Annotated in this window: 15 protein-coding genes and 3 tRNA genes; 7 read left to right on the top strand and 11 right to left on the bottom strand. The window is 63.6% G+C overall.

What is annotated here, in order from left to right; translation table 11 throughout:
• Positions 1–162 precede the first annotated feature (162 nt).
• The gene (locus D3230_RS10150) at positions 163–420 is read right to left on the bottom strand and encodes a helix-turn-helix domain-containing protein (protein WP_119284855.1); all 258 of its coding nucleotides are present in this window, start codon (positions 418–420) and stop codon (positions 163–165) included.
• A gap of 157 nt (positions 421–577) precedes the next feature.
• Here D3230_RS10150 and D3230_RS10145 point away from each other — a divergent pair, with 157 nt between their 5' ends.
• From D3230_RS10145 to D3230_RS10125, 5 genes are all read left to right on the top strand, one after another.
• Entirely contained in the window at positions 578–1,480 is a 903-nt protein-coding gene (locus D3230_RS10145) for a hypothetical protein (protein ID WP_237467345.1), read from the top strand.
• A gap of 73 nt (positions 1,481–1,553) precedes the next feature.
• Complete coding sequence (locus D3230_RS10140; protein WP_202344929.1) at positions 1,554–2,228, top strand: DUF4282 domain-containing protein; 675 nt, start codon at positions 1,554–1,556, stop codon at positions 2,226–2,228.
• A complete protein-coding gene (locus D3230_RS10135; protein ID WP_202344928.1) occupies positions 2,201–2,488 on the top strand; it encodes a DUF2510 domain-containing protein in 288 nt (95 codons plus the stop codon). The genes D3230_RS10140 and D3230_RS10135 overlap by 28 nt, the downstream gene beginning before the upstream one ends.
• Positions 2,485–3,189 carry a hypothetical protein gene (locus tag D3230_RS10130; RefSeq protein WP_202344927.1) on the top strand — a complete coding sequence of 235 codons (705 nt, stop codon included), beginning with the start codon at positions 2,485–2,487 and terminating at the stop codon, positions 3,187–3,189. Before D3230_RS10135 ends, D3230_RS10130 begins: the two co-directional genes overlap by 4 nt.
• Positions 3,190–3,207: 18 nt before the next feature.
• On the top strand, positions 3,208–4,389 hold the full coding sequence (locus tag D3230_RS10125; protein WP_202344926.1) for a hypothetical protein: 1,182 nt from the start codon (positions 3,208–3,210) through the stop codon (positions 4,387–4,389).
• A 790-nt stretch (positions 4,390–5,179) separates the two neighbouring features.
• On the opposite strand, the gene D3230_RS10120 is transcribed toward D3230_RS10125, so the two are convergent.
• The 5 genes from D3230_RS10120 to D3230_RS10100 all read right to left on the bottom strand — a co-directional run bounded on the left by D3230_RS10120 (position 5,180) and on the right by D3230_RS10100 (position 8,619).
• Complete coding sequence (locus tag D3230_RS10120; protein WP_202344925.1) at positions 5,180–6,595, bottom strand: class I SAM-dependent methyltransferase; 1,416 nt, start codon at positions 6,593–6,595, stop codon at positions 5,180–5,182.
• Entirely contained in the window at positions 6,592–7,437 is an 846-nt protein-coding gene (locus tag D3230_RS10115; protein WP_202344924.1) for a hypothetical protein, read from the bottom strand. The genes D3230_RS10120 and D3230_RS10115 overlap by 4 nt, the downstream gene beginning before the upstream one ends.
• A 65-nt stretch (positions 7,438–7,502) precedes the next feature.
• Positions 7,503–8,120 carry a recombinase family protein gene (locus tag D3230_RS10110; RefSeq protein ID WP_202344923.1) on the bottom strand — a complete coding sequence of 206 codons (618 nt, stop codon included), beginning with the start codon at positions 8,118–8,120 and terminating at the stop codon, positions 7,503–7,505.
• Positions 8,121–8,444: 324 nt separating this feature from the next.
• A tRNA-Met gene (locus D3230_RS10105) sits at positions 8,445–8,518 on the bottom strand.
• A 29-nt stretch (positions 8,519–8,547) separates the two neighbouring features.
• A tRNA-Thr gene (locus D3230_RS10100) sits at positions 8,548–8,619 on the bottom strand.
• Positions 8,620–8,740: 121 nt separating this feature from the next.
• Between D3230_RS10100 and D3230_RS10095 the strand changes: the two genes are divergently transcribed.
• Positions 8,741–9,214 (top strand): hypothetical protein, encoded by a 474-nt coding sequence (locus tag D3230_RS10095; protein WP_337249151.1) that lies wholly within the window; start codon positions 8,741–8,743, stop codon positions 9,212–9,214.
• A 182-nt stretch (positions 9,215–9,396) separates the two neighbouring features.
• On the opposite strand, the gene D3230_RS10090 is transcribed toward D3230_RS10095, so the two are convergent.
• The 3 genes from D3230_RS10090 to serS all read right to left on the bottom strand — a co-directional run bounded on the left by D3230_RS10090 (position 9,397) and on the right by serS (position 11,700).
• Positions 9,397–9,487 (bottom strand) — tRNA-Ser (locus D3230_RS10090).
• Positions 9,488–9,545: 58 nt separating this feature from the next.
• Positions 9,546–10,424 carry an HAD family hydrolase gene (locus D3230_RS10085; RefSeq protein ID WP_202344922.1) on the bottom strand — a complete coding sequence of 293 codons (879 nt, stop codon included), beginning with the start codon at positions 10,422–10,424 and terminating at the stop codon, positions 9,546–9,548.
• Positions 10,425–10,428: 4 nt separating this feature from the next.
• A complete protein-coding gene (serS, locus tag D3230_RS10080; RefSeq protein WP_202344921.1) occupies positions 10,429–11,700 on the bottom strand; it encodes a serine--tRNA ligase in 1,272 nt (423 codons plus the stop codon).
• Between the two features lie 103 nt (positions 11,701–11,803).
• Between serS and D3230_RS10075 the strand changes: the two genes are divergently transcribed.
• The gene (locus D3230_RS10075; RefSeq protein WP_202344920.1) at positions 11,804–12,802 is read left to right on the top strand and encodes a diacylglycerol/lipid kinase family protein; all 999 of its coding nucleotides are present in this window, start codon (positions 11,804–11,806) and stop codon (positions 12,800–12,802) included.
• A gap of 62 nt (positions 12,803–12,864) precedes the next feature.
• On the opposite strand, the gene D3230_RS10070 is transcribed toward D3230_RS10075, so the two are convergent.
• Complete coding sequence (locus D3230_RS10070; protein ID WP_202344919.1) at positions 12,865–13,989, bottom strand: hypothetical protein; 1,125 nt, start codon at positions 13,987–13,989, stop codon at positions 12,865–12,867.
• Positions 13,986–14,363 carry a PadR family transcriptional regulator gene (locus D3230_RS10065; RefSeq protein ID WP_202344918.1) on the bottom strand — a complete coding sequence of 126 codons (378 nt, stop codon included), beginning with the start codon at positions 14,361–14,363 and terminating at the stop codon, positions 13,986–13,988. Before D3230_RS10065 ends, D3230_RS10070 begins: the two co-directional genes overlap by 4 nt.
• Positions 14,364–14,604 lie beyond the last annotated feature (241 nt).

The raw sequence follows: 14,604 nt of genomic DNA, 5'->3' as shown, positions 1-14,604 counted from the left end.
AAGGGCCGTACTAACTCTTTCGCGCCTCAGCGCTTACTCGCGCGCGGATCACAATCATCTATGGCGCAGGCGCGAGAAATGTGCGCGGATCAGTCGGCGAGTTTCGAATTGTGGTTTCTAATACTGCCATTCACGTTTCTAATGCTGACACCTTTGGGCCAGTTAGAGGTCAGCAGCTTCCATGAGTTCAGCAAGAGACATGCCAAGCGCATCCGCAAGCCCCATCAGTGATGTGATTCTCGGATTTGAAGGCCGATCAACGCCCTGATTCCCAGAAGCTTTTCCCGATTCAAGGAGCTGAATCTGGTTCTTGGTCGTCCCAGCATGCCAAGCCAACGACTCTTGCGTGAAGCCCTTCGCTCCTCGGAGGTCCTTCAGCGTTTCCCCGAACCGCTCAGCTTTCTGTTTGTCCCATGCCACTAATTAATCATCTGCACGGGTACAGCAATAGAACACCCTTTATTGAGGTCATGCTATAAAGTGTCAAGTTGAGGCACGCATAGCCGATACCTAGACGCGTGCATCTATAGCAATCAGGGCAGCAGCGATTGCCTGAGACACCGAGAGGGAACAACACATGCAGCGTTCAAGTTTTTGGCGGAACGACAAGAAGAAAGCCATGGCCACAGTCGTGGCAACCGGGGTTGTAGCAGCGGGGCTTCTGAGTCCTGCGGCTGCATTCGCAGTTGACACCATCGACACGGCTCCAACTGTTGACGTCGAGGTGTCCGCAAACAGCGAGGAGACCTCAGCCGAGACACTGGCAGCACCCGTAGCCGCAGGATCGGGTATTGATTGGGGATTTGACCCCGCCGATCATCCCCGCCCGGGCGATGCTGACAACTCGTGGGGTGCCTACGGCGAGTCAGTTGGTTCGACCTACTGGAGCTTCCAGTGGTTCATGAACTACACCGACCAGGACCAGCTCATCACCGGCTACGACCTGGTAAAGACCGGGGCCTACGGCAACGTCGATATGTCTACCTGCCCACTCCCTATCGCGATCCCGGCTGGCGGCTCAGCTTCGTGCGAGTTCTCTTATGAGATGGACTACCGCGACGCTGATCGCATCACCTTCGACCTGACCTGGGTGGGTGACAACGGCCTCGAACTGAACTCGTTGATCATGTTCAATACGACCGGCAAGCCGTCAGGACCGACCGACCCAGTCGACCCTGTTGATCCGGTAGACCCCGTGGACCCGGTCGATCCCGTAGACCCCGTTAATCCTGTGGACCCAGTCGATCCCGTTCCCCCGGTTGATCCGAAGCCTGTTCCTCCGGTCAACCCAACGGTTCCTGACGGCCCCCAAGGCGAGAGCGGCGCGACTCCCGTTGCAGTGAAGACCGATACCCAGGTTCCCGCAACGCTTGCTGAGACCGGCAGCACACCGTTTGGAGTACTCGCAGGGGCCGCTGCCACAATCCTTGCCGCTGGAGCAGGGCTCCTCGGTTTCGCGGCGAAGCGCCGCCAGGCGTAGAACCGCATCTAACAAATCTTGAGGAGGTCTCCCAGTACTTGCCGGGAGACCTCCTCAGTGACGTAGGAGAGTCATGACTGAGCATCCAAACAATTTGCCTCCTGCTGGCTGGCATCCCGATCCCACTCACAGCGAGCAACTCCGCTACTGGGATGGAACAACCTGGACTGAAAAGGTTCGCCCCGTCGCACCCGAGGTCGCAGGCGATACCCCGGCGAGAGGCAACGCGCCCCAACAGCCAGCGCCAACACCATCACCATCACCAGCGCCCCAAGGTTCCGGGGCAGGGCTTCCACCCGCGCCGCCCGAGTCCGTTGCTTCGGTGCGCGGCTCGATCCCGCCCGCCTCGATGCGTCCACAGGTCGCTCCGCCACGTCCGAGCCGTGAGGCGGGGTTCTTCCGCAGCCTCTTCGATCTTTCGTTCGCATCAGATCGCGTGGTCACGGTTTCGTTTGCGCGGTTGATCTATCTGTTGGTGTCGATCTTTTCGGTGCTCTGGTGGATCGTCGGCGCGATCATTCTGTTTACTATCGGAGGCCAATCTTCCGACCTCGAATTCTTCCAGGTCTTGGGAGTGCTGCAACTGGTTCTCGGCCCTATCGGTGTGCTCTTGACGGTCCTGTTCTGCCGGGTCACGCTCGAAGTGACCATCGCACTCATCCGCACCTCGCAGCACACCGCGAAGCTCGTACACCTGACGGAAACTTCAGGAGGTGCACAGTGTTCAACACCGGAGGTGAAGGCATAACCGGCGGCGGTTCGGGCTTCAACATGCTCCCTTGGCTCATCATCATCGTGCCGATCCTGGTGATCGCCGTGATCGTGTTCGCTATCGTCTTCCTCTCTATCAGGGGCAAAGCGAAGCAGCGGCAAGCCGAACGGCTTGAGACGCCCGCAGGCTGGTATCTCGACCCCACGAATACAAGCATTGAACGCTACTGGGATGGGTCAGCATGGACCGAACACGAGCAGCCAGCGATACCCGGGCACCCTACGAGCACATCATGAGCGTTCCCGAAACCCCTGGCCCTGATCTGTCACAGTTACCGCCTCCTCCGCTGCCAGGCAACGCGTCGCTGCCAGACCCGAGCCTGTCGGAGCTACCCCCGCCGGATTTCAGCACAGACACTCAGAAAGTCACCGAAAAGCCCCGGCACCTCGGCATCATTGTCACCGCAGCCACCTCCGCGGTCGTGCTGGTCGGGGCAGTGGTCGCCGTGCTCGTTTTCACACCGTTCTCGTCATCACCGGGCACCTCTGAGCAGCCAGACTCCGCTCCGACAGCACGCGTCGATAGCGACGTCCCGGAGGTAATGCCGGTCACGCCCACACCGGGCGAGACGGAACCCCAGCCGACCACCGAGTCAGCGCCAACGCTCGAGGTTCCCGGCAGTGGTGCGGCACCGATACCCGAAGAAGCTACAAAGCTCTGCGTGTACGGCACCACCAAAGAGGTCGAGGTGTATCTGTTCGAGAACAGCAACACTGCTTCGGGTGATTGGATCTACGTCGGCGGGAACGCTGACCTTGGCTACCTCACTCTCCCGGCCAAGGCCGTCTATTTCCCGGGTGGCGGGGTCTCCGGGCACCGTATGACCAACGCTGACGGCACGGAGTATTACCTCACCGGGCACGAACTCACTGTCACCCCGGCAAATGGTGAAGGTTTCTATCAGATCGTCCGCAGCTGGGAACAATACGGCTGCTAACCCTCGAACGGATCAACGATGAACACCCCCGATACCCCGACTACGCCCGACCTGTCACAGCTCCCACCACCCTCAGTTAGCACCGCGCCTCTGCCGTCAGCGGCGCTTGGGCCGGAGGCTCAACAGGCCACTCCACCGCCACCTCCGAGCGATACCCCCGGTGTCTCCAGCACGCCGAAGAAGAAGCGGCACAAGTGGTTGTGGATCATCACGGCCGCGGCACTTGTTCTCGGGGGCGGAGCCGCGACTACGGTTGTGTTCATCAATCAGGCGACCCAAGCCGCTGAGCACAAGGCCGCACTCACGAAGCACGCCGATGCAATCACCGCATACGAAGCCGCATGGACTGAGTTTGATCGCCAGAGCACCGATACCCGGGACGATCACGGGCAGCTGTCGATGACCTCGCTTGACAACATCGAAGAGGTCAATGAATCGTTCACCACTGCGATAGCTGCGGCTGACGAACTCGAACATCACGACTTCATCAAGGCCGATCCGAGCGAGACGAACGAGCAGATCGGGAGCGACACCCAGCACATCGAGAAAGCCACCAGTGAGGTGCGGGCGGTCACGAAACAGCTTGCCGACGCATCCGCACTGTTTCTCGACAGCCACCGGCAAACAATGGTGAAGTCACTCACCAACGAGATTGAGAAAGCTGAGCAGATCCTCGACGCCTCACGAGATACAGGCGACGCTGAACTCGTTGCTCAGCTGGAGCAGGCGATCAGCGATGCCCAGGTGCTGGCCGACGATCCGAAGGCACACCCCGCAGATCTGCGCACCACTATGGAGAATCTGAATACCCTCAGCGGGAAGGTGAAGGACTCGGCTGGGCCGCGAGTAGAAGACATCGCTGACGGTGAGTGGAGCATCCTCCCCGGCGAATCTCTCGGCACCGGAGGCGCAATCGGGCTCTTCGTCGAAGGCACCCAGATCAGCATGATCGACGTTCCAAGCGGTGCATACACCGGCCCTGCCATCTTCGTGCACGATACCCCGACCTGGAGCAAACAGGGCGGGTGCCTCCGCGCAACTGGGAAGGTGCATCGCCATAGCCAACTGTGGTTCTGCCCAGCGGGCACCCCGGTCCCGGTGGAAGCGCACGAGAACATCTACAGCTTGAAGAGCGGCGATCAGACTGAGGATGTGTCACGGGATCGATTGATCGGGAACTGGTTCATGTATCTCAAATAGGTTCCTCAGAAGCCCTGCCTCCTCAGCGATACCCTCGTGCGACGACACCGGCACCATCACCGGGTGGCACTCACACCGGACGACTCACCGGCACGCACCAAGCTCGATTCGGCGAATATCCCGGCGACTCACGGCAGCCGGAGGGAGGTCTCCGATGGGCGTTCTCTCTCCAGCCCCCGGCTTGTGTTGTAGGTCTATTCAACCGCCGACTCACTTGATTGAAAGAGACTGCCTCATGATGTTCCGTCTGTTCCTGTAACGGACCGTATTTCGCGCGAGAGCACAGGAAGGCCGACAACCCTGGCATTCAGCCGCACCAGAACGTCACTCAGTGCCCGAGCGCCGGGAGCCAATCGAACGTTTCTGTGGCTGAACGGGGTATTCATGCCGATTCTAGTACCGCTCAGGGTTCCAGTGAGGCTTCAGTATCCACCAATTGACCACGAATGCCCGTAACGGCGCTGTAAGCGACGAAACTAGCCAGGAAGCCCCTAGCCACCCGAGAGGCAGGAAAGGCCGCGTAAGAGGCCGTGTCGCGCGCCCAGGAGCACACGCGGGGTAAAACGGAGCCGAACGAGAGGTAACACGAGGCCCAGAGCGGCCCACGAGCATGGCAAACCAGCCTCAGAACCACACAGAATTGGCCTCCAGAAAACCACATACCCTCATCGGCAATCCGCATAAACTCTGCACTCGGATTGCTGGCCGACTGCACTACTGTGCACGTTCACCTGCACTATCAGCCCCTTCCACCTGCACTTAAACTGCTTCGTACATTGCTTGACAAGGTCTATTTAGCAGTGGTATGCGGTTTGTAGAAGTGCAGGAGGGGTTCTGACTTCTTCGCTGGCGCGAGCTGCAAGATGTCGCGGGTGACGTTGTTCACTTTGCTTTGCAATGGGGTCCTCGAACCAGCGGTGAGTTCGAGGGAGTCTTGACGAATGAAGCGGAATCCCTCCTTGAGGCTCAGCTCCACCCACCGGTCAACGTAGTTCACCCGCTCCTTCTTCCGGCCCTGTTTCCCGCTGTCGCCGTCTGCTGCTGCGTCCACATCGAAGTCTGCAATATTCACCGCATACCTCGCCCCGGGCTTCAACGCCCGGAATATCCGCTTGATGGTGACGGTGACGTATTCATCGAACCATCTCTCTAGGGTCTGGTCTTTGTCGGTGGTCTCGTACCATTCAAGGTTCCAGTACGGCGGCGACGTGAACGCAAAATCAATCTCTGAGACCAGGCCAATATCTTCTTCGGAACCGGCTTGATGGAGTTCATAACTATGGCGCTTCCCGGTCACCGTCTCGATGAGGTTCCCGAGCTTGCCGAGGTTGTGCCTCGTCTCGCCCGCTGGGTCGGTTCCGATATAGGTGAGTCGTTTTGGTGAGGTCAGCGCGCCGAGCATCCTGCCGCCGAACCCGCAACTCATATCCCACACCACACCGCCTTCTGGCGCCCACCTTCGGTAGATCTCTTGCGCGGCCATCGGATAGAAGTTCGTCGGCTGCGGCTTCCCATCTCGCACCCGACTTCGCAGCGTCGTGGTACTCTCTGGCAGTCCGGTTCGTTGCAGGGTCTTCGCGAGCTTCTGGTTCCCCGGTTCCTGTATCTGCTGAAACTGCCCAAACCACGTCAGTCCACCATCTTTTCTCCCAACGTCAAAAAGGTTCGGGAACATCCACCGGCACAAGTCCGCCCCCTCGGTGTGCCCTGACGACACCACCGAGTACCGGTCTCTCCGTCGCCCTGCATTCTTCTTGGTCGTTGGAGCGATACCCAGACCGCGCTCCATGCATTTCAACACTTCGAGTTCAGCGCCAGCAGTCGAGTAGTAAGTGATCGGGAAGATGTTCCGCTCCCTCACCAACTGCACGGCCTCCTCAGCAACCGCCCGAATCTCCGCGCGGTGCGTTTCGGCCCGGCCATCAGACGCTGCCAGCACTTCACGGTCCGGCATGAGGCTTCCCCGCTCAGCCCTCGAAATGACAGTCTCAGCCTTCACGCCCAAGCGGGCATTCTGCTCCCTGCGTCTGAGAGCCTGCCAGTGCTCCTCGATTTCTTCATACCCGGTCGCAGTCATCGCGGGTTCTGGCACCTTGAATTTCCAATCGAGTACCCATGCTTCACGCTCAGGCAACCAAGTCTCATTCGCCCACGTGTAGGCACCTCGTTTTGGTGACTTCTTCGACGTTTCAACATCCGAGGTCATGATCCCGCTGCCGCCTTCTTTGCGTCCGCGCGGCTCGCCCCGTGGAATGCCTGCATCTGCCGATACGAGCGCTCCCCCTCCTCACGATGCTTGTCATCGCTGTGCTCCGCGCCAACCCACCGGCTGACCTCTGCAATGTGTGGCCACCCCTCGAAGAAATTCACCATGCGCAGCTTCGCCCGCACATGCAACGGATTTAAATACTGCTCAACCACCTTGCCGCCGAGCACAACCGCCAAACCCTCTATCACTTCATTCTCCCCAGAACGATTCAGCATGGCACTGGTCGGTTTCGGCGTGTGCACCCGACGTTCCTTCTTGGCGCTCTCCTGCGCTTTCCACTCATCACGGTAAGTGGCAGCCTCCTTATCAACGTCAGCAACCCGACGCGAGAGCACCCAACCGGCCTCATACTGCCGGTCGACCTCGACCAACCACATCGGGGAAGGAAGCCCACACATCACCGCACCATGCAACTGCTGCTGCCTCGGAAAACGAATCACGGCTAGCGTCGTCGCTGCCGCAGGAGTGTCATTCGTGACACGCAAACGACGCTGATGTTCAATGCTCAGGATCGTTCCGACCTTGACCGAACCATCCTCGTGCCGCACGGGGCGCGGGTCATACCGCCAGACCTCCCACATATTCGCGTCAGAGTACGGCGCATTAATGGGCATCATGCAGCGCTGCACACCCCTCAGGATCATGCTGTGAGCTTCCGCGTGGAGCTGAGCGCCCGGCACATTGCGATACCCGAAGTCAAAGCGATAGAAACAGCCGTCACGGTACACGGCATCGTTCCCGAACAGCTTCATCACTTCCCTCTCGCTCACCAGATGCACAGAGGCCCGCCCTGCTCAGCACCATCAGCACCGAACAGAGCGGGTCTCCCGCTTATCTTCTGAGGCTACCTCTTCAGATACGACGCATACTCGTTATCGCGGCGCAACGCTTTGAACAGCTCCACCGCGGTCACTCGCAACGCGGTAGCGATCCGTGCCAGCGGCACACCGGCTGCGAGCTGCTGCTCAGCGCCCAAGACCCGTTCCAACGACAGCAACGGATCGGTCTCGTGCATCGTCGCGAAATCGAACGCGAAGCCGCGAGGACCCTTCATCGAGGTTCCCCGCTCAAGCGCTGCCATGCGGCCAATCAGTTCAAGCGATTCGTCCGGCACCTGGGCAGGCCACGAGTCCTTCCGATTGACTGCATGCCCGTCAGCGCCGGTCGCGGGCTTCAAGATGAACGCGTCTTCCAGCGCTTCAAACCCGACCCCACGCTCTTTCAAGAACAGCAGGAGGTCGTAGAAGTCGGACACGGAGTCCGCGATCCGGTCGATACGGTCCACGAAGATGAAATCGCCCGCCTGGGTTGCTGCGAGCATCCGGTTCAGGTTCACCCTCGCCGTGTCATGCCGTGGCCCGTAGTCGCAGAAGACCGTCACTGATCCGAGTGCTTCCGCACGCTGCTCGGGGCGCTCGTCGCTGTAGTCGAGGTGCATGTATCCGTAATCTTGGTGAGCCATGATGACCCGCCTTCCGTCTCATCGATGAGCGGCACGTTGCCGCCGATGATGAACGTGCGATCACGGGTCAGGCTCCCCGACCGAACACCCCGCGAGCGTGTGCAAAAAATGTGCACACACTGGATTTTGGGCAGCATTTGAGGCACGCCGAGCACCGGCGACAGGGCCGAGCAGATTCGGCCACACCCATGGCGATGAGCCCTGAGCGAGGCCAGCAGAAGACACCCTCTTGTCAGGGCAGGTCGGCAGCATTCAGAACACCAGACAGCCAACAGATGCAACAAAACCCCTGGTTTGACCAGGGGTTTTAATTGCGGCCTGTCGTAGCTGAGGCGGGGCTCGATCCCGCGACCTCACGATTATGAGTCGTGCGCTCTAACCAGCTGAGCTACTCAGCCATGCTGACCATACAGATCAAACAGACCAGAGCCCCGAGCCAGGATTGAACTGGCGACCCCTTCCTTACCATGGAAGTGCTCTACCACTGAGCTATCGGGGCGCGGCCACCTTGCGATGACAACCGTTTGAGAATAGCACCTTTCGCATCGCGATACGAAATCTGCTTGGCTATACATGAACGCCGGGCATGTCGGCGGGACGTTTGCAGAGAAGGAGCGCGCGTGAACAGCCGCGTAGTAGGTGTTGTTGGAGTGGTGCTGGCGCTGTGGATGGCGCTGGGCCGGTGGCCATTCGGGATCGGCGGGTCACTCTCCTGGTGGTACGTCCCCACCATCGGGCTCATCTTTGCCGGGCTGCAACTGTGGCTGGCGCGCCGGATCGCGATCACGCGTGAGCGCGGCAAACGCACGGGCCGCAGCACCATCGTCACCCTGATCCTGACCTGGGTGTGCGCGATCGGCTTCGGGTTCACGGTGCCCGATCTCGCGAACGGGGAACTGGAGTCGATCCTGAGCCTTGCGTCCGGGTCCGCGTTCTCGGCGGAAATGTCGATCGCCCTGTGTAACCCGCTCGGGATCATCGCGTTTGTGCTCGCCACCGCCTCGATCATGTTCGCCTACTCCGACGCCCGCGACCCCAAACCCGAAGAGGACGAGGGGCTCGAGGGCACGATGGTGCCACACCCGCTGCAGTAGGCGGGCTCGGTAGCTCGCGAGATCGCACTTTCGCGCGTTATTCCGCCGGAACGGGTGCGAAATTGGCGTCTCAGCGAGGGAGCGGGCTGGTGGCAGCGCGGGAAAGGGGCCCGCAGCGCGGACACGGACCAGCGCCCCAACGCAGAACGTGCCCGAGCAGGATCACCTGCTCGGGCACTTCGTGGCGGAGGGTAGGGGATTTGAACCCCTGAGACGGGGTTACCGCCTGCTTGTTTTCAAGACAAGTTCCTTCGGCCGCTCGGACAACCCTCCGCGGAAGAGCCTAGCAAACCGCGGCCCCCTTCGTGCGCGGGGCAGCCCCCGGGCCGCGCTATCCGAGCTCGGGGAAGCGATCACGGAGGGCGAGCAGCAAGCCGTTCTGTTCGATCGGCAGCGTCACGCGTGAGGCGACCTGCTGCACGTTTGGGTCGGCCTGCCCCATGGCGACCGCGTCCCCGCGGTGCGCCGCCCACCGGAGCATGTCGACGTCGTTGCGCCCATCCCCCGCCGCGAACACGCGCGAACGATCAATGCCGAGCCGCTCACGCACCACCTCGAGGGCGCTCGCCTTCGTCACCCCGTCCGGGGCGATATCGAGCCAGGACGTGGTCCCCACCGCGTACGAGACGTGCGTGAGCCCGAGGGATTCCACGGCCCCGAGGAACTCTTCGAGGCGGTGATCCGGCGACACGACAACCACGCGGGAGGCCTGCACCCCGAGGAGGTCCTCGAAGGGCACCTTCCGCTGCTTCGTGGGGAGCGTGCCGGTGGGAATCTGCTCGGTGTACAGGAACCCGCCATCGGCGAGCTCCACCGCGAAGCGGGCGGTGAGCAGCTGTGGGCGGATCTTCCGAAGCGCGTCGCTCGGGTCGAAGGCCTCGACGATCTCCCGGCGGTACGCCCGCGTCGCGAGCGGATCGCGTTTCAGCGTCACCGCACCGTTGGCCGCCACCACCCAGTCGGGGCGGATCCCGAGCCGCTCCACGATGGGGAGCGTCGCGTCCACCGACCGCCCCGTGGCGATGACCACCTCGTGGCCGGCCTCGTGCAGGGCGCGGATCGCAACGGCCAGATCCGGGTCGATCCGGCCGCCTTCCGCGTCGTCGCCAGCTCCCTCCCCGAAGCCGTGGCTCAGCACGGTGCCGTCGATGTCCAGGGCAACGAGGTGGCGTGCCGCCTCGGAAACAGGCGACAGCAGGGGGGTCGTCATTCGGTTACGCTCCAGCGATCGGGGTGAGGACCTCAAGCCCTCCGAGATAGGGGCGCAGCGCTTCGGGCACGATGACGCTACCGTCGGCCTGCTGGTGGGTTTCGAGGATCGCGACCAGCCAGCGGGTCGTCGCGAGGGTGCCGTTCAGGGTCGCCACGGGGGCGGTCTTGCCGCTCTCGGTGCGGAATCGCGTCGCGAGCCGGCGCGACTGGAACGTGGTGCAGTTGCTCGTCGACGTGAGCTCGCGGTACGCGTCCTGGGTGGGCACCCAGGCCTCGATGTCGAACTTGCGCGCGGCGCTGGATCCGAGATCCCCCGCCGCGACGTCGATCACCCGGTAGTGCAGGCCGAGCGCCTGCAGCATCTCCTCCTGCCACGCGACGAGGCGATCGTGTTCCGCCTCGGCGTCTGCCGGATCGGCGTAGACGAACATCTCGAGCTTGTTGAACTGGTGCACGCGCAGGATCCCGCGGGTGTCCTTGCCGTGCGATCCGGCCTCGCGGCGGTAGCAGGTCGACCAGCCCGCGTAGCGCATCGCGCCGGGGGTCAGGTCAATGATCTCGTCCGAGTGGTACCCGGCGAGCGCAACCTCGCTGGTGCCCGTCAGGAACAGGTCGTCGGCGGGGAGGTGGTACACCTCGTCAGCGTGCTCACCCAGGAACCCGGTGCCGCGCATCACCTCGGGCTTCACGAGCGTGGGCGTGATCAACGGGGTGAAGCCGTGGCTCAGCGCCCGGTCGAGCGCGAGGTTCATGAGGGCGAGCTCCAGCCGGGCCCCCACTCCCCGAAGGAAGTAGAAGCGCGCGCCGGACACCTTTGCCCCGCGCTCCATGTCGATAGCGCCGAGCATCTCGCCCAGCTCCAGGTGGTCACGCGCCGGGAAGTCGAACTCCGGCTTGGTCCCGACCTCGCGCAGCGTGACGAAGTTCTCCTCGCCGCCGGCCGGCACGCCATCGATGACGATGTTCTCGATGCGCATCGCGAGCGCGGTGAACTCCGCGTCCGCCTCCTTCGCGCGGGCATCTGCGGCCTTCACTGCGGCCGCGAGCTCCTGGGCGCGAGCGATCAGCGCGGGCTTATCCTCCTTCGAGGCCGACTTGACCTGCTTGCCGAACTCATTCTGTTCGGCGCGGAGGGACTCGAACTCAGCCAGGGCGGAACGCCGCGCGGCGTCTGCGGCGAGCGCGCTGTCCACCACCCCCTCGTCGCTGCCTCGTGCGCGCTGCGAGCGCTTCACGGCTTCGGGATCTGTGCGGAGCAAGACTGGATCGATCACGCCTCCCAGCTTAGCCGTGCCCGGCTGAACGGTGGCGGCTTCCGCCCCCGGGGCTCGCGCGTCCGGTCCGGGCTCCGACCCCCGCGGGCAGTACGCTGGTGCCATGTCTGACTCCCCCGCGCGCCCGCAACCGAGCGCGGCCGTGGTGTACCACCCGCTCAAGACCGATATCACCGCGCTCCGATCCGCGGTATCGCGGCATGAGCAGCAGACCGGCTGGGCGCCCACACAGTGGTACGAGACGGCCGCCGATGACGCGGGGGTGAGCGCCGCGCAGAACGCCCTCGCGCACGGCGCGAGCGTGGTCCTGGTCAGCGGCGGCGACGGCACGATCCGAGCGGTGTCCGAGGTGCTGCGCGGCACCGGGGTACCCCTGGGCATTGTGCCGCAGGGCACGGGAAATCTGCTCGCCCGCAACCTCGGCATTCCGCTGAACCGGATCGAGGAGGCCGTGCGGGCAGCCTTTTACGGGCGGAACCGCGCAGTGGATGTCGGCATCCTCACGATCACGCGCGAGGACGAGTCCCAGGTGGAGCACCTGTTCCTTGTGCTTGCCGGGATGGGGCTCGACGCCCGCACGATCTCCGCGACCCGGTCAACGCTCAAGAAGCGCCTGGGGTGGCTCGCCTACGTCGATGCCGGGGTGCGCACCATGCTGCGTGACGGGCCGCTGCAGATTCACTTCTCAATCGACAATTCCCCGGTACAGCCGCTTTCGGTATACACGGTGATGATCGGCAACTGCGGGCTGATGCCCGGCGGGGTGCTCCTCATCCCGGACGCGAAGCTCGACGACGGCAAGCTCGACGTGGTCGCCCTGCGCCCCCTCGGGCCGTTCTCCTGGCTGCGCATCTGGAACAAGATCGGGTGGGAGAACGGCGTGCTTCGCAAGACGAAGACGGGCCGCCGGATCATCGACCTCGTCAACGACACCCGCAGCGTCTCCTACCTCCAGGCGACGCGATACGCGCTCTCGGTGCCGGGGCCGGAGCCCGTGCAGCTCGACGGGGACGACTTCGGGCTCGCCCTCGCGGTCTCCGGGGTGGTCGACCCCGGCGCGCTCCTCGTGCGCGTGCTTCCGGAGTGGAACGCGCAGGCCTGAGGGATCCGGCGCAGCGTTTGCGACGTGGCGACGCGCGCTCACCGGCGCGGAGCCCGGCCCGATCATGGCCGGCTCGGCGCTTTCTCGGCGGCACGATCCTTGGGGTCCTCGGCGGCCTCGGGGTCCGCAGTGGCCTCGGCAGCGCTGGCCGCGGATCCGGTCGCGCCGGCATCGTTCTCGGCGGCGCGATCCGTTGCTGCGGGGTCGTCAGCGTTCGCGTCACAGTCCGCGAGCGCGGCGAGCTTCTCGAAGGGGAGTTTCGCGGCGCTCCCGGGCCGCGCCTGGTACTCCTCCATGTCTTCGCTGTCGCCCCAGCCGAGGTCGTGGAGCTGCCGCAGCGGGAACACGTTCCATTCGTCCGGCATCGTCGTTGCCGCGTTGCGGCGCATTTCGCCCGGCCCCTCGGACATGGGCGTCCACCCGAAGTCCCCGCCGGGCTCGCCGGATCCCGTGTGGAGCGGTCGCCCGTCAGGGCGGTACAGGCGCACCTCGGAGAGCGGGTCGCCCGCGCAGTCGTAGGCGAAGATGTTGGTGATCATCTCACCGTCAGAGGTGAGGCCGGGCTGCATCCATGGCTCCTCTGACGTCTGCGTGAACGCCTGTGATGCACGCTCCATCACCAGTGCCGACATCGGAAGCAGCGCCACAATCACCACGGCGCTGGCAATCCGGCGCACCCAGCGCCCCCAGGCACTCACGGCCCACTTGCCACGCCCCCATTGCACGCTCACTACGATTGCCGCGAGGGCCGTGACGGCCAGCCACCACGCCAAGCCCCAGTTCAGGAACAGGGCGATGAGTGCGGCGAGCACGAGGCCGCGCAGCACCCACCACACGGGGCGCAGCGCCACCACGAACTCGCTCACCGCGCGGCGGGTGGGCGTCGCCGTGACCCAGCGCTGCGCGCGATCGCCCCACGCGGCCACGCGATCGCGAAGCGGGACCGCGGCCGGGCTGGAGTCGGGCGAGGCGGTGCGCGGCGGCAGCCCCGCGGCCTGGCGCAGCTCTGCGGCGTAGCCGGCCGGGTCCCCGAGTTCGCCGCCGTCCCCGAGACGATCAGCGAGGTCGGCGGGAAGTCCGTCGGTGAGCTCGTCGACCTCCTCCCGCGGGAGATCCGACAGATGCTGGCGCACTGCCGCCGCGAACTCGGCCGCGCGTGCTTCGTGGGTGCCGGTCGTGGTGCTCATGCGTCCGCTCCTGACGGGGTCGTGGGTGTGGCGGGGGAAAGGTCTGGCCCCGGAGAGCCACCGGCAATCAGCGCGCTCAGCGTTGCGGCGAAGCGCTCCCACCCGGCCCGTTGCTCGGCGAGGAGGTCGAGGCCCACCGGGGTGATGCTGTAGTACTTTCGGTGCGGGCCGCCGTCTGACGGCACCACGTAGGTCGAGAGCGCACCCGCCGCGTACAGGCGTCGCAGGGTCCCGTAGACCGAGGCGTCACCGACCTCTTCGAGCCCCGCTTCCCGAAGTCGACGCACCACGTCATAGCCGTAGCCGTCTTCTCGGTGCACCACCGCGAGTACGGCGACGTCGAGCACCCCCTTCAGGAGTTGCGTCGTATCCATTCTGACCTCCGTCACCCGCGGGCACTTCGCCCTGCCACACTAGTGTGCATTACACAGTAGTGTGGTGTCAAGAATGGTGGAATGCCTCAGCGGAGAACCGCGCACCCCCGCGCCCTGAGGCCTACGCCTTAAGAAGCCCTAAGCCCTAAGCCCTAAGCCCGAAGCCCTAAGCCCTAAGCCCGAAGCTCTCAACTCTGACTCCAGAGGCCAGAGGCCAGAGGCCAGAGCCCAGAGCCCAGAG

It is taken from the genome of Leucobacter chromiireducens subsp. solipictus (genome assembly GCF_016758195.1).
Classification (GTDB): domain Bacteria; phylum Actinomycetota; class Actinomycetes; order Actinomycetales; family Microbacteriaceae; genus Leucobacter; species Leucobacter solipictus.
Note: the sequence above shows the minus strand (reverse complement) of the source record. Positions and strands in the feature narration are given on the sequence as shown.